Below are 17,628 nucleotides of genomic sequence, written 5' to 3' on the forward strand. Positions count from 1 at the left end.
GATGAATAGCCGCAGCTCGGGGCATGCCAACCCCGCGAGCGGCGAGGAGACCCGGATATGGTCAACCAACCCAACCAACCTGTTACCGTCATTACTGGCGCGAGCCGCGGCTTGGGCCGCGCCGCCGCGCGCCGGCTGGCCACCGTGGAAGGCCATCTGGTCGTCGCCACGGCGCGCAGGCCGACAGACCTCGAGTTGCTGGAGACAGAGCTCCGGCTTGCGGGTCACCCGATCGCTTGCCACTCCCTCGACGTTACGGAAGACAGCTCGGTGGCTGCGCTGGCCAACTGGCTGACCGAACGCTTCGGTCGCGTGGACGCGCTGATCAACAACGCTGGTGTTTCGCTCGACCACTACGACACCAGCCTGCTCGAACTGCCGCTCGAAACCCTGCGCCGCACCCTCGATATCAATCTTTTCGGCGTGCTGCGGGTCACCCAGGCGTTGGCGCCGCTGTTGCGCGCCAGCCGCGCCGGCCGGGTGGTCAACCTGGCTTCGGGCATGGGACAGCTGGCGGAAATGGGGAGCGGCGTGCCAGCCTACCGAATCTCGAAAACGGCGCTGAACGCCGTCACACGCATCCTGGCCGTCGAGATGAGCGATAGCGGCGTCAAGGTCAACTCAGTGTGCCCCGGCTGGTGTCGCACCGACCTGGGCGGCCCCGATGCGCCGCGCTCGCCCGAGCAGGGCATCGACTCCGTGGTGTGGCTGGCAACGCTGCCCGACGATGGCCCCACCGGTGGCTTCTTCCGCGATCGCCAGTCGATTCCATGGTAGCCAGATTCGGATTGACCTGATTGTCGCCTGTCCTATAATTTAAGCGCTGACTGAGACACGCTTTGACAAAGCGGAGGTAGGTCAGCGAAACGATCATGCTTCCTATATGAAGCGTGATCGTGCAGGCCTCACAAGCCTGCAGGTCCGAACCGGATCATGAGTTGCTGACCCGGTTCGGACGCAGACGCCCACGGTTGGAAGCACTGAGCACCTGCAGAAGGTGCTTTTTTGTATGGCTCATTGAGGTATGCCGGGGAGCCACGCGCTTGCCGCGCGCCTTGTTCTGCGCCACAGCTGTCCCGCTGGCCTGCCTGAAGATCATGACGAGGAACCGGCTCGCCACAGAAACCTCGCCTTACCTCCGGCAACACGCGGAGAATCCGGTCGACTGGTATCCCTGGTGCGAAGAGGCGTTTCGCCGCGCGCGCGACGAGGACAAGCCGGTGCTGCTTTCCGTCGGCTATGCCACATGCCATTGGTGCCACGTCATGGCACACGAATCGTTCGAGAATCCCCGGATCGCCGGCCTGATGAACGAGCGTTTCATCAGTATCAAGGTTGACCGGCAGGAACGTCCCGACCTCGACGACATTTACCAGAAAGTCCCCCAGATGATGGGACAGGGCGGCGGCTGGCCGCTCACGGTGTTCCTGACACCGCAAGGAGAGCCGTTCTTTGGTGGCACCTACTTTCCGCCGGAGGACCGCTACGGGCGCCCCGGGTTGGAGCGTGTGCTGCTGAGCCTGAGCGAAGCCTGGACGCATCGCCGCCAGGAACTGCGCGATACCATCGCGCAGTTTCAGCAGGGGTTCCGGCTGCTGGAAGACGCGGACCTGAGCCGTGAAGCCGCGGAAGTCGAGGACCTGCCCGCGCAGACAGCCTTCGCCCTCGCGCGAAATACGGATCCGATCCACGGCGGGTTGGGCGGAGCGCCCAAGTTTCCCAACGCAAGCGCCTACGACCTCGTGCTGCGCATCTATCAGCGAACTGGTGAACCCGCGCTGCTCGAAGCGCTGGAGCGCACGCTCGACGGCATGGCGGCCGGCGGCATCCATGACCAGCTCGGTGGTGGGTTCGCCCGCTACAGTGTCGATGAACGCTGGGCCGTGCCCCACTTCGAAAAGATGCTTTACGACAACGGCCAGCTCGTCAAACTGTACGCGGACGCCTATCGCCTGACCGGCAAGCAAGCCTGGCGCCGCGTATTCGAGGGGACTATCGCGTACATTCTGCGGGACATGACGCACCCCGATGGCGGCTTTTATGCTGGCGAAGATGCCGACAGCGAAGGCGAGGAAGGCCGCTTTTATGTCTGGACGCCGGCCGAGGTGAAGGCGGTCCTGGGCGACTCCGAGGGGGCCCTGGCGTGTCGCGCCTACGGCGTGACCGACGGCGGGAACGTTGCACCCGGCAGATCGGTGCTCCACCGTGCGCTCACGCCGCCCCTCGTGGAGGAGGCGCGACTCGAAGGCTGGCGCGAGCGGCTGTTGGCAGCACGCGCCCAGCGTGTGCGCCCCGGCCGTGACGACAACATTCTCGCCGGCTGGAACGGTCTCATGATCCAGGGGCTTTGCACGGCTTACCAGGCGACGGGCAACCCCGCACACCTCGCCGCCGCACGGCGTGCCGCCGGCTTTATCGAGGACAAGCTCACCATGCCGGACGGCGGCGTGTACCGGTGCTGGAAGGACGGCACAGTCAAGGTGCCAGGGTTCCTGGAAGACTATGCCTTCCTGGCCAACGCTCTGATCGATCTCTACGAATCCTGCTTCGACAGGCGATACCTTGATCGCGCAGCCGAACTCGTGGCACGGATACTGGATAAGTTCTGGGAAGAAGGGCTGTATTTCACGTCCCACGATGCCGAGCCATTGGTGCACAGGCCTCGCGCGCCATACGACAGCGCCTGGCCGTCGGGCATTTCAGCCAGCGTGTTCTCCTTCCTGCGCTTGCATGAACTCACCGGCGAGGATCGCTACCGTGACTTCGCCGAGCAAGAGTTTCAGCGATATGGGGCTGCCGCCACCGCGGCCCCGGCCGGCTTCGTGCACCTCCTTGCCGCCAGGGACTTCGCGCAGCGCGGCGCGCTCGGGATCCTGTTTGCCGGCGATAAGGCGGCTGCCGCCCCATTGGTGAAAAGCGTTCACCGCGCCTACCTGCCGGCACGCGTCCTGGCATTCGCCGAAGACGTTCCGGTCGGCCAGGGGCGGCAACCGGTCGACGGCCGGCCGGCAGCCTACGTGTGCCGACATCACACCTGTACCGCGCCGGTAACCACCGCCCAGGCGCTCCTTGAACGCTGCGCGGCGTGACTGTCACGATGCGACCCGGCCTTTGCCGCGATTCCTGAGGATCCGCAGACCAAACTGGATTGGCGGCGACCGCGCTCTGTTCGTTAGCAGATTTGCAGGAACCTCTTTTGTCGCTTGCCTGCGCCAGTCAGACCGATGATCTACGATGACCGTAGGCTCTTTGCCTGTCCCACTCGTGAAGCAATCGGCACCCCGCCCACCCCTCTCCATCGCCATCATGGCGCTGGCCTTACTCTGCCAGACCGCCGTCGCCGCCGACGCCCTTGCCCCACAGCGTGCCGACATGGTCAGGGAGATCGCCGCGGTCGCCGCAGTCGCCGCAGTCGCCGGCGCCGAGAAGGGCAGGCATGCCATCGACCCGCGCGTCATGGCCGTGATGGGGCAGGTACCTCGCCACGAGTTTGTGCCGGACGAGCAGAAGCCACACGCCTATGAGAACCGGCCGCTGCCGATCGGCCATGGCCAGACGATTTCGCAGCCCTATATCGTCGCCCTGATGACTGACCTGATGATGGTCAAGCCCAACGACACCGTGCTTGAAATCGGCACCGGCTCCGGATACCAGGCGGCGGTGCTGGCCGGGCTGGCACGCGCGGTATACACGATCGAGATCATTGAGCCGCTGGGGCGGCAGGCCTGCGACCGCCTGCAGCGACTGGCCTATCGGCAGGTGACGTGCAAGGTGGGCGACGGCTACTACGGCTGGGACGAGCACGCGCCCTATGACGCCATCGTCGTCACCGCGGCGGCCAGCCACGTGCCGCCGCCGCTGATCCGGCAACTGAAACCTGGCGGCCGGATGGTGATCCCGGTCGGCGCCCAGTTCCTGACGCAGTATCTGCTGCTGGTCGAAAAGTCCGGGGACGGCACCGTTACCACCAGGCAGATCCTGCCGGTCAGGTTCGTGCCGCTGGCTGGCGCGCACTGAGGCAGGAACATCGGCCCCTGCAAGCTGACCTCATGCCACGACCACCACTGTTCGCCCTGGCCTTGCTCTCTGCCGCCGCGCTTGGCTACGAGATCCTGCTGATGCGCTTGCTCTCCATCATCCAGTGGCATCACTTCGCCTACATGATGATCAGCGTGGCACTGCTGGGCTATGGCGCGGCGGGTGCGCTGGTGGCACTGGCGCGGCAAACGCTGATCCGCCATTTCGTGCCGGTCTTCGCCGGCGGCGCCGTGCTGTTCGGCGTCGGCGCGATGGCCTGCTTCGCGCTCGCCCAGCACGTGGCGTTCAATCCTCTGGAAATCCTGTGGGAGCCATCGCAGCCGCTGCGCCTGTTGCTGATCTACCTGCTGCTGTTCGTGCCGTTCCTTTGCGCCGCCACGAGTATCTGCCTGAGCTTTTCCCGCTTCAACCAGCAGGTTCCCCGCATCTACAGCTTCGACATCCTTGGCGCCGGGCTGGGCTGCCTGGGCATCATCGTGGCGCTGTTCGTGCTGAACCCGGTCGATGCGCTGCGGCTGGTCAGTACGGCAGGCATGACAGCGGCCGCCCTGGCATGCGTGGAATGCCGCTGGCATCCGCCCTGGCTGCCGGCGCTGCTGCTGTCGGCGGCAATCGTGCCGGCCGGCGTGCCAGGCGACTGGGTTGCGCTGCGTCCGTCCGAGTACAAGGAACTGAGCCAGGCCCTGCGCATCGGCAACGCGCGCGTGGTGGCGGAGCGCTCGAGTCCCCTCGGCCTGGTCACGGTGGTCGAGAGCGCCTCGATCCCGTTGCGGTACGCGCCGGGACTGAGCCTCAATGCAAGCCGGGAGCCGCCATCACAACTGGCCGTGTTCACCGATGGCGACGGGCTCAGCGCGCTCAACCGCTATGACGGCCGGCGCGAACCGCTTGCCTACCTGGGCGACCTCACCTCTGCCCTACCCTACCACTTGCTGCGGAATCCGACGGTGCTGGTGCTGGGCAGCGGTGCGGGGGCGGACGTCTTGCAGGCGCTCTATCACGGGGCCGGCGCGGTCGATGCCGTGGAGTTGAATCCGCAGGTGATTGAACTGGTGCAGGGCCGTTTCGCCGCGTTTTCCGGCAAGCCATACAGTGCGGCCGGCGTGCGTGCCTTTGTCGGCGAGGCGCGCGGATTCCTGGCGGCCAGCAATGCACGCTATGACCTCATCCAGGTGGCCCTGCTGGATTCATTCAGCACGTCGTCGGCGGGACTGTACGCGCTCTCCGAGAGTTATCTCTATACCGTGGAAGCCTTCCAAGGCTACCTGCGCCATCTCCGGCCTGGCGGCCTGCTCGCGATCACGCGCTGGGTCACGCTGCCGCCCCGTGACATACCGAAACTGCTCGCTACCGCCGTGGCGGCCATGGAAGGCTCTGGCATGCCCGAGCCGTCGCGACGCCTGGCGCTGGTGCGCGGCTGGAAGACGGCCACACTGGTCGTCAAGAACGGGGAGTTCAGCGCAGCGGACCTTGCCGCCCTGCTCGACTTCTGCCGCACCCGTTCGTTCGACGTCGAGTACTATCCCGGCATCCAGCCCGGTCAGGCGAATCGCTACAACGTGCTGGACAAGCCCTACTTCTTCGACGCCGCGCTTGCCTTGCTCGGCCCCGATCGTGACCGGTTCCTGTCCCGCTACAAATTCGACGTGCGACCCGCCACCGATGACAGGCCGTACTTCTTCCACTTCTTCAAATGGCGCACGCTGCCTGAACTGCTGTCGCTGAGGGCGCAGGGCGGCCTGCCCTTGCTGGAATGGGGCTATCCGGTGCTGGTGGCCACGCTGCTGCAGGCCACCGCCGCGGCATTGCTGCTGATCGTGGTCCCGCTCTGGATCCTGCGGCGCCGCCCCAGGCCGCTGCCTGCCATGGAGCCTGGCTGCCATGGCGAAGCCGTGCAGCGCTTGCTCGAATGGCGAGCCGGCTTCTACTTCCTGGCGGTCGGCCTCGGCTTCATGTTCGTGGAGATCGCCTTCATCCAGAAATTCATCCTGTTCTTGAGCCACCCGCTCTACGCGGTCGCGGTGGTGCTGTGTGCCTTTCTCTGCTTTGCGGGACTGGGGAGCCGATACGCCCAGCGCATGCCCGCGCGCGGTGGCGATGATCGCGGCAGGCGGCAGGCGGCGCTAGCCGTCAGCGGTATCTGGGTGGCCTCGCTGATCTACCTTGTGGCGCTGCCGGCGGTCTTCAGGCTGCTGATCGCCTTGGCGGATCCGGCCAGGATTGGCATCTCAGCGCTGCTGATCGCGCCGCTGGCGTTCCTGATGGGGATGCCGTTCCCGCTCGGCCTGGCCCGTGTCGCGGCCCGCGACGAAACGCTCGTGCCGTGGGCATGGGGTATCAACGCCTGCGCCTCGGTGGTGGCGGCGGTCCTTGCCACGCTGGTCGCGATCCACGTCGGCTTCACCGCTGTGGTGTTGGTGGCGCTGCTTCTGTACGCTGGCGCCGCGGTTGCGTTCCCGTGAACGGTGGGGCGGCGGTGAGCACCGCCTGCCGCTCTTCCGACAGTCTGCTGGGCCCGGAAAAAAGGTTCTTCGCCGGATTGCGGGAATGGGGAAGGGTTGGGGTTGTCGGGCTTGGCGGGCGCTGCTCAAACTGCAACCCACCCATTTTGTGCTCCAATAGGACCTTTTAAGGCTCAGAGTCACCCATTCGGGTGGGCTTGTGAGCATGTAGCGGCGATAATTGGCGCGAAGTGGAAAGGGAGGAACATATCAGTGCGGCGTTCTCTGAAATTTCGAGCGGCACTCGCGACCGGGTTCGTCGTAGCAGTTGTCATCTTCGCACTGGCTGTTGTCGCTCAGTATTACGCGTACTTGAGCCTGAGAGACTTGCTGCAGAACCAGCAAGACACTCTCGTCAAGCTGGTGGCCGAACAGCTCGACGAGAAGTTTGAAGGCCGAGCCATCGTGTTGCGCCGCCTGGCACGGCAGTTGGCGCCAATGCTCGACCGGAGCCCGGATGAGCTTCGGGCCTTCGCGACGCAGGCGGTTTCCATTCCCGAGGCATTCAACGCAGTCTCACTCATCTGGCCAGACGGCGAACTGGCGTTCAACAGCGCCACGCCTTTGGGTCAACACATATCCCTGGCCGACCGCGACTATGTTCGTGAAATTGTCCGAGGCGCATCCGTTGCCGTCTCCGAACCCTTGGTGGGGAAGAACAATGGCGCGCCTGGCATCGTCATGGCCGTCGGGTTGCGTTCCTCTGATGGCAGCCTGCGCGCAATCGTGGCAGGTAGCCTGAACCTGCTGCGGGAGAACTTCCTGCAGGAGCTGACACGCAACCGGATCGGCGCAACAGGTACCTTCTGCCTGATATCGTCAGGGGACAACCCGCGATATGTCATGCACACCGACTTGTCGAATTTGCTGAAAGGGGCGAAGGCGACTGGAGAGTCTTGTGAGGCGGACACCGATCCTGCTGCCCTGGAGTTTATTCACCCGAAGCAGCCTATAGTCTCGCGCTACCTGCTCGACACCAATGGTTGGGAACTAGTTGCCAACTTTCCTGCGGCTGAGGCCTACGCGCCGCTGAATGACGTAAGAAGGAAGCTGGCTCTGGCAGCTGGAATCGCCATAGCCCTTGCAGCCATTCTTATGTGGATCGTTTCACACCGACTGATGGTTCCATTGATTCGGTTACATGGGCTGGTGCAGCAGAATGCGAAAGGCCGGCTTATGCATTCACCTGTGCCAATGACAACTGGTGATGAGATCAGTGACCTCACCACGACTTTCTCGGAGTTCATGCATCAGCTCGCCGAAAGGGAAGCTGCCCTGGAACGCGCGAAGAACGAGGCGCGGGAAAGTGAAAGACGCATTCAGGCCATCGCCAATCACCTTCCGGACCTTGCCAGCTATGTCGGACGCGACGAGCGTTATGTGTTCGTGAACGAGGCCTATGAGCGCCGGTTTGGACTTGCATCGGAACAGATAGTTGGCCTGTCCATCCAGGAGCTTTGGGGCGCCACTGCCTATGCCGAAGTCAAGCCCTACCTCGACGAAGCATTTGCAGGCGCTTCCGTGGCCTTCGACCGGGACTCAGGAGATGGTAGCGAGTGCCTTGAGGTGACTTACCAGCCCGCATGGAACGAGGCAAAGAACACGGTCCTGGGGCTGCACATCTTTGTCCGAGACGTGACCACGGAGCGCCTCAAGATAAGGCACCTTGAAAAGCAGATGCTTCTCGACCACCTGACGGGCCTGCTCAACCGAAAGGGCTTCGACCGGCGCTTGAGGCTGGCCATCGAGCGAGCGAGCGCGAACGGCCGCCAGATGGGTCTGCTGCTGATCGACCTTGATGGCTTCAAACCGGTCAACGACACCTGTGGTCACGCCGTCGGCGACAAGCTTCTGAGGACGTTTTCGGAGCGTCTTGCGTCGTGCGTGCGCGAATCCGATACGGTGGCGCGGATAGGCGGCGACGAATTTGCCATTGTCATGGAACACATCTCGAACCCCGATGCGGTGGAACGCGTCGCGCAAACCATCGTAGAACTCGCGTCAGCGCCCTATGCCATCGACGGCCATCACATCATTGCTGGCGCAACGGTTGGTGTCGCACTCCGACATCCGCAACACGACCAATCGATTGGGGACCTGTTTATGCAGGCGGACACGGCGCTCTATACCGCCAAGCGCGGCGGCAAAGGCAGGTATGTGGTGTTCAGCCCAACCCATTAGCGGGTTGCAGCGACGGTTATGCCATCTCGTTCGGTGATTGTCAGTGACGAGCTTGCCCTTCCGCTCTAAAGCAACGACCCGGCAATTAGCACTTGATTGCGCGCGTCATCAGATAATGTTGCCGCAGCATATTGTTTTCCAGATGGCGGCCGACGAAGCCGTCCAGTTCGGCGCGGAAGCTCGCCAGCGTGGACGCATCACCTTGCAAGGTCTGCACCAGATTTACCACTGGCCCAAGCGTCTCCTCCAAAACCTTTCGGTAGTGCTGCGGACTTAGTGCCGGGAAGCACATCACGCCGCGGTCGAACATAATGTCCGTGACCGCCTTGCCCAAGCGCTCGCGAATGATACTCGGATCTCCCCATTGCGGCGGCGGCGCCGCACCCGGGGGCGGCGGCTGGTATTTGCCAACCAGTGCAAACATCTGGCCAACAAAGTGTTCCGGTGGCCAGGTCGAAAAGGCGATGGTGCCGCCCGGCTTTAGTACGCGCAGCATTTCCGCAATCGCTACTTCGGGCCGTGGTGCGAACATATGGCCGAATTGGCTGAGTACTACGTCGAAGGTGGCATTGCCATAGGGCAGCCCCTCGACGTCGCCCTCCTGAAAATCGATCTCGACCCCGCCCAGTGCGGCATTCCTCTTCGCCTGCTCAATCAGCGCCGGTGCCAGATCCAAGCCACGTACCCGGGCTCCGAGGCGCGCCGCGGTCAGCGCTACCACGCCAGTGCCGCAACCAACGTCGAGCACCGATTGTTGTGGAAGCACTCGTGCATGGCGGACCAACTCTGCCGCCGGCATTGTCGTCACCGCTTCCAACGGCGCAAACACTGCCCAGGCTTCGCGTTGTACTGCCTTCAGGTGGGCAAAGGGATCGTCTGACATGGAGGCCTCGACAGGACAGGGGGACAGCGGGGGACGGGGGACGCTTATTAGCAATTTCCTCGTCAGAGTAGGTCGTGGTGGAGGAAAGTGCAAATCGACTGCACCACGGTTGCGACGCCCGGGGAAGGACACCGTCTGATTTGCGTCAGGGGGGTCCGGCTAGCTCACTTGCCAGCCCGCGCCTGCACCGCCAATAGCTCGTGCTTGACTACCTTGCCCGCGGCGCTCAGTGGCAGCGCCGCCATAAAGGCCACGGAACGCGGCACCTTGTAGTTGGCCAGACGCGAGCGGCACCATTCCAGCAAAGCCTCGTCGCTCAGGCTCTCGCCTTCGCGCAATACCACGAAGGCCCGGCCAACCTCCCCCATGCGCGCATCGGGCACACCGACGACGGCGACCTGCGCCACCGCCGGATGCGTGCCGATCAGGTGCTCGATTTCCGCCGGATAGCAGTTGAAGCCGCCGACGATGAACATATCCTTGAGCCGCCCCGTGATCGACAGGTTTCCGGCGGCGTCCAGTTTGCCGATGTCGCCTGTGTGCAGCCAGCCAGCGTCGTCGACGGCCTCGCTTGTAGCAGCTTCGTCGCCGAAATAGCCGCGCATGACGTTGTAGCCGCGGATCCATACTTCGCCCTGCTCCCCGGCAGCGACATCTTTGCCTAGGGCGTCGACGCAGCGAATCTCCACGCCGCCAAGCGGCCGCCCGCTGGTATTGGCAATGGTGTTCAGGGCATCGCCAAGCCGGCAGACTGTCGCGAGTCCGCAGCACTCGGTCAGTCCGTAAGCGGTCAGCACGACATCGAAGCCAAGCACCTTGCGCATGCGGCGGATCAGCTCTGGCGCGATCGATGCAGCGCCCGTGACGGCCACCCGCAGCGACGACAAGTCGTATGCGTCCAGCCGCGGATGGGCCAGCAGGCTCAGGTAGAGCGTTGGCGATCCCGGCAGGAAACTGACACGGTGGCGCTCGACGCAGGCAAGCACGGCTGCGGCGTCGAACTGCGCCAGCGGCAGGATGGTGGCGCCGCGAATCACGGCCGCGAGCCAGCCGGCCTTGTAGCCGAACGCGTGAAAGAACGGATTGATGATCAGATAACGGTCGCCTGCACGCAGGCCGACGATCGCAGACCACTCGGAGAAGGCGCGAAGATTCTGTCCATGCGTGCTGATGACCCCCTTGGGCTTGCCCGTGGTGCCGGAGGTGAATAGCAGGTCGGACGGACTGTCAGCGGTCAGCGCGGCCACGCGCTTGTCGAGCATTTCCACCGGCGTGTCAGCGCCGCGTGCGAGGAAATCGCCCCAGGACAGGCAGCCTTCGCGCTCGCCGCGCAAGATGACCTGGTGGCGCAACGCAGGCAGCGCATGCCCGCGCAACATTCCGGGATAGTCGATGCCAAGGAATTCGCCGATGGTGAACAGCAGCCTGGCTCCGCTTCTGGCGAGAATGTCGGCCGCCTCGCTGCCCTTGAACCGCGTATTGAGCGGCACCAGCACGCCGCCGGCCATGTGGATACCGAGCGCCGCAACGATCCACTCATGCAGGTTGGGGGCCCAGACGGCGACGCGCTCGCCCCGCTCCAGGCCCAGCGCCATCAGCGCTCGCCCGGCGACGCGGGCGGCCTCGTGCAGTTCGCCGTAGCGCATGGGATGGCCGTCTTCCTCGATGGCTGTCGCATCCCGATACAGCCGGGCCGTGTGCGCGATGGCGCCGGGAATGGTGGAAATCGCCGCATCGGCCGACATGGCGGGAAACTGTGGCAAGCAATCGCTCATCGTTGCAGGCCTCCTTCGCGAACAGTCTGGCCATATGCGGCAAGCTCCGCGGCGGCCGGGTAATCCGTGTAGCCACGCGCGCCGGGCGTATAAAGCAGCGTGCGATCAAACGTTGCCAGCGCAGCATGGTGCCGCAGGCGCGCAGGCAGATCAGGATTGGCGATGAAATGGCGCGCGAACGAAACCGCATCGCCAATGCCCCCGGCCAGCGCGCGCGCGGCGCTCGCGCCGTCGAAGCCATCATTGACGATGAGCGCGCCAGCGAAATGCCGGCGCGCCAGCGCGAAGGCATCGAGCGCGCGATCGGGCGAGCGGCTCACGTGCAGGTAGGCCAGCCCGAGCGGCGAAACCGCATCGAGCAGCGCGCCATACGTGGCGGCCGGGTCATCATCGTGCATGTCGTTGAACGGGTTGCCGGGACAGATGCGCAAGCCCACGCGCCCCGCGCCGATCGTCCCGGCCATGGCCTCCAGCGCTTCCACCACGAAGCGCAGACGCGCCGTCAGCGAACCACCGTAGCCGTCGTTGCGCTGGTTGGCGCACGCTAGCAGGAACTGCATCGGCAGGTAGCCGCTGCTGCAATGCAGTTCAACGCCGTCGAAGCCGGCCGCCATCGCATTGGCGGCCGCCTGACCGTACTCGTCGATCACGGCCGCGATTTCGTCCCCAGCCAGCGTCCGCGGCGTGTCCATCTCAACCAGGCCATGGCCGTCGGCATAGATGGTGCCGCGCGCGCGGATCGGCGAAGGCGCCACCGTCTGCGCGTCCGCCGCCTTGTTATGGCGGCTCGCGATGCGCCCCACATGCATCAGTTGCAACACCATCGCCGCGCCCTGGCTCCGCACCGCGCCGGTCACCTCGCGCCAGGCATCGATCTGCGCCACGGTCTCGATGCCCGGAGTGCGGCAATACCCCTTGCCATGCCGGCTCGGATAGGTGCCTTCGGCGACGATCAGCCCGGCTCCGGCACGCTGTGCGTAGTAGGCCTGGTGCAGATCGGTGGGCAGATCGCCCGCGCCGGCGCGGCTGCGCGTCATCGGCGCCATCACGATACGGTTGGCGAGGGCAATGTCGCCGAGCCGGAGCGGCTCGAACAGGCTGGCGCTCATCTCTGAAACTCCTCTTTCGGTATCGGCATGGCGTCAGCGCGTGCGCACTTTCGGCAGCGAAGATCCTCGGCGCATCGCGGCAAGAAACTGATCCAGCGGCACCGGCTCCGCGACGCCTGGCATCAGCTCGCCCGGCTTGGTATTCCAGAACGCCTTCCACGACGGCCACAGCGCATGCCAGGAACCTTCGTATGGCTCACGGCCCGGCCAGCGCATCTTCCTGTCGCCGATGGGCGGCTTGTTCAGGTCGCTGGCGTAGAGATAGCATGGCAGACGGCGACGGAAATACCAGCGCCCGCCAATGCGCTCGTAGTCATCCCAGTAGAGCATCTGCATATTGACCCATTCCGGGCCGGTCTCATGCTCGTTCTTCGAGTACACCACGCCGCTCGCGTGGCCCGCATCCTGGAACTCGATGATGTGTCCGCCGATGTGGTGCGACGTCACGGTGAACTGATTGCGCAGCGTGTCGTCGATCCAGCGCCGCAGGTGTTCGCGGCCCACCTGGTCCTTGCCGACCGCCACATCGTGCGGAAACAGGCTGGTCCAGGCGTCAAGGTCGCGCATGTCGAGCGCCAGCGCATACTTGGCCGGCAACATGCGGATTTCCTCGATCGACTCCAGCCGGTCGAGCCGCGCCTGCAGCGATTGCGTGTGCGCCGGGTCCAGCGCCATGTCTGTTGTCACTTGCATCTCCAAGGTCATTCAGGGTGATACGCTCAACTTGCCTGCGGCTCGGCGCGCCGCTCGGCCGAGGTTTGCGACACATAGTCGGTAGCCCCCACATCGAGCCGGCAGGTCTTGCCGCCATCGACTACCAGGCTCTGCCCGGTGATATACGATGCCTCGTCCGAGGCCAGGAACAGGATGGCGCCGGCGACTTCCTGCGGCTCGCCGACTCGTCCCAGCGGCACCGAGCGCGCGGTGCCGCGCGCCATTTCCTCGCTGGCAAGTGCCTCGCGCGTGCCCTCGCTCCAGACGACTCCCGGAATCACCACGTTGACGCGTACATTGTGGACCGCGCCCTCAAGCGCCACGGCGCGGCTGAAATTGAGCACCCCGGCCTTGGCCGCGCCATAAGCCGACAGTCCCGGACTGCCGAGCAGGCCCACCACGGAACCCAGGTTCACGATGGCGCCGCCCCCTGCCGCCTTCATCACGCGCAGCGCCGCCCGCGTGCCGAAGAAGGCCACGTCCAGGCTTCCGCTCAGGCACTGCCGCCAGGCCCCGGTGCTGACCTCGTCGAGCACGCCCCAGGTATAGTTGACAGCGTTGTTGACCATGATGTGCAGGCCACCGAAGCGAGCCACGGTCTGTCCGACCGCGCGCTCCACGTCCGCCTCGCTGGTCGCATCGGCCTGAATCCACGCGGCCTCGCCGCCGCGCGACAGGATCTCCTCGGCCACCGCGCGCAGCGGCGCCTCGCGCCTCCCGCACAGCATCACCTTTGCCCCTTCCGCCGCAAAGCGCGCTGCCGTGGCGGCGCCGATTCCCGTGCCGGCGCCGCTGATCAGCGCCACTTTGTCCTGCAAACGTCCATTTACTTGCATGCTTTTCTCCGTTGCATCCTTCCTGCGTTGTCCTCGTGCCCGCGCCATCAAATCATGGCCATGCCGCCGCTGACGGACAGCGTCTGGCCGGTCATCTGCATGCCGTCCCCGCTCACCAGGAACAGTGCCGCCGCCGCAATCTCCTCCGGCTCGGCCATGCGGCCCAGGGGGATCGCACGCTCCAGGCTGCGCGCCCATTCCTCGCCGATCGACTGCATCATCGGCGTGCGGGTGGGGCCCGGGCAGATCGCATTGACACGGATCCCTCGCGGGCCCAGGTCGCGCGCCAGGCATCGGGTCAGGCCGAGCACGGCCGCCTTTGACGCGCAGTAGCTGAGAGGACCTTCTCCGCTCAGCGCGGAGACACTGGCGATATTGACGATGGCGCCGCCACCGCCGGCGCGCGTCATCAGCCGCACCGCCTCGCGCGTGCAATAGAACGTGCCATTGAGATTCACGTCCACCACGCGCTGCCATCCGGCATCGTTGAGGTCGACGATCATGTCGGTATAGACCGTGGGGGTCTCACCGGCCGCCAGTTGCCGCCCGCGCTCGGCCGCGCGCGCCTGATAGTGCTCGAAGCCGTCTCCGGGCACCTGCCCGATGCCGGCATTGTTGACAAGGATGTCGAGCCGCCCCCAGCGCCGCGCGAGCGCGTCGTACAGGGCCGCGACCGCCGCGCTGTCCGCGACGTCGCAGCCGCGCGCCATGCCATGCGCGTTGCCGATCCGATCGAGCGTCGCCTGCGCGGCCCCCCCATCGCGATCGACGACGACTACCGCCGCCCCCTCGGCTGCGAAGCGCTCGGCCATGGCTCGCCCCATGCCGGATCCGGCGCCGGTGACCAGCGCCACCTTTCCTTCCAGTCGCATGAACGCTCCTTGATCAGATCAGGTGCAGCCTGCTCACGGCTTCCGGCGGCACCTCTTCAAGCGTGCGCCAGGTGCCGTCGCGCCGCTCGAAGACCTTCTTGCGGTCCAGGTCGGCAGGCAGGTCAGCCACGTCGGTGTAGAATTGGCGATACCATTCGCGCAGCTGATAGACCGGACCGTCGGCGTCGCTGAGCACCGGGCGGTCGACGCGGATCTTGTTGTGCCAGATTTCCACGTCCTGGAAGAAGGAGGCCTGCGCCTGCTCGACATAGGCCTGCGCCATCTTCTGGTTCTGCTCCTCCGACTGCCCCGGCACCTTCCTGACCATGACGCCATAGCGCAGTTCGAAGCTCTGCGCATCGATCGGCACATGGCAATTGAGCAGGATGGTGTCAATGGTCCCGCCGTCCACTTCCGCGGTCATGCGCGTCACGTGATAGGCCGGCCCGAAGTACGCACTGTCCGCAACCAGGCCGCTGCCAAGCAGTTCGCTCTGCTCGCCGCGGAACATCTGGTAGCCGATGTGGCGGTCGAACGTGTTGCAGAAATAGACGGCGGGCGAACCGTGCACCGGCCCGAAATGGGCGACGTCCGCCAGGTTGTCGACCAGCTCGCGGCAATGGTTGCCGATCACCATCTTGCGGATCGTCCAGCCGGTCCACTCGCCGGTGAAGCAGGCATTGATGCGCGGTACCGCGACCTCGGGCGGCGGCGGCGCGCCTTCGGAGTCGTGCCAGATGAACAGCAGGTGGTTCTGCTCGCAGACTGTCCACGCACGGGTGCGTGCCTTGGGCGGAATGCGCTTGGCGCACGGCACGTGCTCGCAGCCACCTTCGCCGTTCCAATGCCAGCCATGAAAGCGGCACACGATGGCATTGCCCTTCACTTCGCCCAGGGCCAGGTCCGCGCCCATGTGCGGGCACCATGCGTCGAGGATGCGGATGCGCCCGTCCTCCCCGGTGAACGCCACCAGGCGCGTACCGAAGATTTCCAGCCGGTGAGGCTTGCCGTCCTTGTAATCCGAGGCTTGCCCGAGGCAATGCCAGCCGCGGGCATAGCGACTGGCCGACGGGGTTGTCTGCGAGGTTTGCTGCGCTTGCATGTCTGCTCCGTGATGACTGATTGCACACGGCCGTATTGTTTTGACAGGGCCAGCCCGCGGGCATGGTCCTGACGGACTAGATTCGGCGCATTTGCGATCGACATGACGCCGCCAGGCCCAAAGCTAGTCTGTTGGGACGACATTTCGTTACACGACGGGCGTCGCCATGCCCGGGGTCCGGGGAAACACCCACTGCGGACCGCCCCGACAAGCCGCTATGATTTCCGGCCAACCGCAGGGCGGTGGCACCGAAGGACCGGTTTGGTGCGACACCGAAGCGGCCATTGCACGGCAGACTTGAGACAAGACCGATGACACGCCCCTCCTGGATCGACGCCCGGCGTCCCGGCCAGTCCGCGCTCGACATGGACGAGATCAGCGATCTGATCGGCCTGGTGTACGAGGGCCCGCTGCTCGAGATCCCGTGGCAATCGTTGCTCGACGCCCTGCGACACCTGCTGGACGCCAACTACGTGACGCTGGTTCTGCGCCCGCCGTCGGACACATCGCCCGGCCTGATGATCACTTCGAGCGCGGTCGATACCACGGTCGGCACTGGCGCCTACGCGCAGCATTTCTACGCAATCGATCCCTTTGTCAACCTGCCGACCGGCCGCGTCCTGACGGTTTATGAACTGATCGGCGAAGCGAGGTGGCTGGAGAGTGAGATCTATCGCTTCTTCAACAAGCCCTACGATGTCCTGCGGATCATGGGCGTGGACATTCGCGCCGAGCAGGGAGAGGAGTGCCGCCTGCGGATATGCCGCCCGCACGGAGGCGAGGATTTCTCGGATACCGACAAGGCACTTTGCCAGCGCATCGTGCCGCACCTGCAGCGCGCGGTGCGGATCCACGCGAACCTCAACACTACCGAGTCCGAACGGCGCCTTTACGCCGGCACCGTCGACCGCCTGCTGATCGGCTCGGTGGTCCTGGACGATGCCGGCCAGATCCTCACCACCAACGGCATGGCTGACGAACTGCTCGCGGAGAAAGACGGCCTCCTGGTCTGCAATGGCCAACTGGCCATCGACTCTCCGCAGGAGAACCGCAAGCTGCAGGCCCTGGTCCGCCAGGCCACGACCTTGCGCGAGTCGGTGCAGCCGGGCATACCGATCGGGCTCTCCGTGCCGCGCAAGGGCGGCCGCGCCAAGCTGGGGCTGCTGGTGCGCCCCATCGCCGCGCAAACATGGTCGCAGCAACCACGCCAGCCCGCCGTGGCGATATTGATCCGCGACCCGGAGCAAAAGGCGCTGGCGTCAGCCGATCTGCTGCGCAATATGTTCGAGTTCACCCGGGCGGAGGCATCCCTGGTGCTGTTGCTGACCCAGGGCCTGTCGCTGGACGAAGCCGCGCAGGAACTCGACATCCGCCGCAATACAGCGCGCGCGCACTTACGCGCCGTGTTCGCCAAGACTGGTGTGACGCGGCAGGCGGCGCTGGTACAGACCGTCCTGCACAGCATCATTCCGCTCGGCTGAGGCATGTGCGGCGTGTCGGGCGCACCGGCATGCCGACGAGACGGCCGCACAGGCCATGACGGGAAATTGGCGCCCGATGCCGCGGTTTTAGTCAGTTGGGACTATGTTGCCTGCGGCGTCACCCGAAACAATGCGC

Annotated in this window: 13 protein-coding genes; 6 read left to right on the plus strand and 7 right to left on the minus strand. The window is 65.1% G+C overall.

Annotation, left to right across the window (positions count from 1 at the left end; translation table 11 throughout):
• Nucleotides 1-57: 57 nt before the first annotated feature.
• From CupriaWKF_RS17915 to CupriaWKF_RS17935, 5 genes are all read left to right on the plus strand, one after another.
• Complete coding sequence (locus CupriaWKF_RS17915; RefSeq protein WP_276102113.1) at nucleotides 58-777, plus strand: SDR family oxidoreductase; 720 nt, start codon at nucleotides 58-60, stop codon at nucleotides 775-777.
• A 320-nt stretch (nucleotides 778-1,097) separates the two neighbouring features.
• Nucleotides 1,098-3,089, plus strand: coding sequence for a thioredoxin domain-containing protein (locus CupriaWKF_RS17920; protein ID WP_276103301.1), 1,992 nt, complete (start codon nucleotides 1,098-1,100; stop codon nucleotides 3,087-3,089).
• 145 nt (nucleotides 3,090-3,234) lie between these two features.
• On the plus strand, nucleotides 3,235-4,017 hold the full coding sequence (locus CupriaWKF_RS17925; RefSeq protein WP_346348616.1) for a protein-L-isoaspartate(D-aspartate) O-methyltransferase: 783 nt from the start codon (nucleotides 3,235-3,237) through the stop codon (nucleotides 4,015-4,017).
• Between the two features lie 32 nt (nucleotides 4,018-4,049).
• Nucleotides 4,050-6,500, plus strand: a complete 2,451-nt coding sequence (locus CupriaWKF_RS17930) for an SAM-dependent methyltransferase (protein WP_276102115.1) — start codon at nucleotides 4,050-4,052, stop codon at nucleotides 6,498-6,500.
• 366 nt (nucleotides 6,501-6,866) lie between these two features.
• Nucleotides 6,867-8,720 carry a diguanylate cyclase gene (locus CupriaWKF_RS17935; RefSeq protein ID WP_276102116.1) on the plus strand — a complete coding sequence of 618 codons (1,854 nt, stop codon included), beginning with the start codon at nucleotides 6,867-6,869 and terminating at the stop codon, nucleotides 8,718-8,720.
• 85 nt (nucleotides 8,721-8,805) lie between these two features.
• Here the strand turns inward: CupriaWKF_RS17935 and CupriaWKF_RS17940 are convergent, their stop codons facing one another.
• The 7 genes from CupriaWKF_RS17940 to CupriaWKF_RS17970 all read right to left on the minus strand — a co-directional run bounded on the left by CupriaWKF_RS17940 (nucleotide 8,806) and on the right by CupriaWKF_RS17970 (nucleotide 16,011).
• Nucleotides 8,806-9,603 carry a class I SAM-dependent methyltransferase gene (locus CupriaWKF_RS17940; protein ID WP_276102117.1) on the minus strand — a complete coding sequence of 266 codons (798 nt, stop codon included), beginning with the start codon at nucleotides 9,601-9,603 and terminating at the stop codon, nucleotides 8,806-8,808.
• 164 nt (nucleotides 9,604-9,767) lie between these two features.
• Nucleotides 9,768-11,366, minus strand: a complete 1,599-nt coding sequence (locus tag CupriaWKF_RS17945; protein WP_346348617.1) for a FadD3 family acyl-CoA ligase — start codon at nucleotides 11,364-11,366, stop codon at nucleotides 9,768-9,770.
• An 8-nt stretch (nucleotides 11,367-11,374) separates the two neighbouring features.
• Nucleotides 11,375-12,487, minus strand: a complete 1,113-nt coding sequence (locus CupriaWKF_RS17950; RefSeq protein ID WP_276102118.1) for an alkene reductase — start codon at nucleotides 12,485-12,487, stop codon at nucleotides 11,375-11,377.
• A 33-nt stretch (nucleotides 12,488-12,520) separates the two neighbouring features.
• Nucleotides 12,521-13,174: a nuclear transport factor 2 family protein gene (locus CupriaWKF_RS17955; RefSeq protein ID WP_276102119.1), complete on the minus strand. Its 654-nt coding sequence runs from the start codon at nucleotides 13,172-13,174 to the stop codon at nucleotides 12,521-12,523.
• Nucleotides 13,175-13,206: 32 nt separating this feature from the next.
• Nucleotides 13,207-14,037 (minus strand): SDR family NAD(P)-dependent oxidoreductase, encoded by an 831-nt coding sequence (locus tag CupriaWKF_RS17960; RefSeq protein WP_276102120.1) that lies wholly within the window; start codon nucleotides 14,035-14,037, stop codon nucleotides 13,207-13,209.
• A 47-nt stretch (nucleotides 14,038-14,084) separates the two neighbouring features.
• The gene (locus CupriaWKF_RS17965) at nucleotides 14,085-14,909 is read right to left on the minus strand and encodes an SDR family NAD(P)-dependent oxidoreductase (protein ID WP_276102121.1); all 825 of its coding nucleotides are present in this window, start codon (nucleotides 14,907-14,909) and stop codon (nucleotides 14,085-14,087) included.
• Between the two features lie 13 nt (nucleotides 14,910-14,922).
• Nucleotides 14,923-16,011, minus strand: coding sequence for a Rieske 2Fe-2S domain-containing protein (locus CupriaWKF_RS17970; RefSeq protein WP_276102122.1), 1,089 nt, complete (start codon nucleotides 16,009-16,011; stop codon nucleotides 14,923-14,925).
• Nucleotides 16,012-16,322: 311 nt separating this feature from the next.
• Here CupriaWKF_RS17970 and CupriaWKF_RS17975 point away from each other — a divergent pair, with 311 nt between their 5' ends.
• The gene (locus CupriaWKF_RS17975) at nucleotides 16,323-17,492 is read left to right on the plus strand and encodes a helix-turn-helix transcriptional regulator (RefSeq protein WP_276102123.1); all 1,170 of its coding nucleotides are present in this window, start codon (nucleotides 16,323-16,325) and stop codon (nucleotides 17,490-17,492) included.
• Nucleotides 17,493-17,628 lie beyond the last annotated feature (136 nt).

The organism is Cupriavidus sp. WKF15 (genome assembly GCF_029278605.1).
GTDB lineage: Bacteria > Pseudomonadota > Gammaproteobacteria > Burkholderiales > Burkholderiaceae > Cupriavidus.

Excerpts from the sequence above, each read along its gene's own strand:
- CupriaWKF_RS17915 (WP_276102113.1), top strand. The coding sequence starts at position 58 with ATGGTCAACCAACCCAACCAACCTGTTACCGTCATTACTGGCGCGAGC.
- CupriaWKF_RS17920 (WP_276103301.1), top strand. The coding sequence starts at position 1,098 with ATGACGAGGAACCGGCTCGCCACAGAAACCTCGCCTTACCTCCGGCAA.
- CupriaWKF_RS17925 (WP_346348616.1), top strand. The coding sequence starts at position 3,235 with ATGACCGTAGGCTCTTTGCCTGTCCCACTCGTGAAGCAATCGGCACCC.
- CupriaWKF_RS17930 (WP_276102115.1), top strand. The coding sequence starts at position 4,050 with ATGCCACGACCACCACTGTTCGCCCTGGCCTTGCTCTCTGCCGCCGCG.
- CupriaWKF_RS17940 (WP_276102117.1), bottom strand. The coding sequence starts at position 9,603 with ATGTCAGACGATCCCTTTGCCCACCTGAAGGCAGTACAACGCGAAGCC.
- CupriaWKF_RS17950 (WP_276102118.1), bottom strand. The coding sequence starts at position 12,487 with ATGAGCGCCAGCCTGTTCGAGCCGCTCCGGCTCGGCGACATTGCCCTC.
- CupriaWKF_RS17960 (WP_276102120.1), bottom strand. The coding sequence starts at position 14,037 with ATGCAAGTAAATGGACGTTTGCAGGACAAAGTGGCGCTGATCAGCGGC.
- CupriaWKF_RS17965 (WP_276102121.1), bottom strand. The coding sequence starts at position 14,909 with ATGCGACTGGAAGGAAAGGTGGCGCTGGTCACCGGCGCCGGATCCGGC.
- CupriaWKF_RS17970 (WP_276102122.1), bottom strand. The coding sequence starts at position 16,011 with ATGCAAGCGCAGCAAACCTCGCAGACAACCCCGTCGGCCAGTCGCTAT.
- CupriaWKF_RS17975 (WP_276102123.1), top strand. The coding sequence starts at position 16,323 with ATGACACGCCCCTCCTGGATCGACGCCCGGCGTCCCGGCCAGTCCGCG.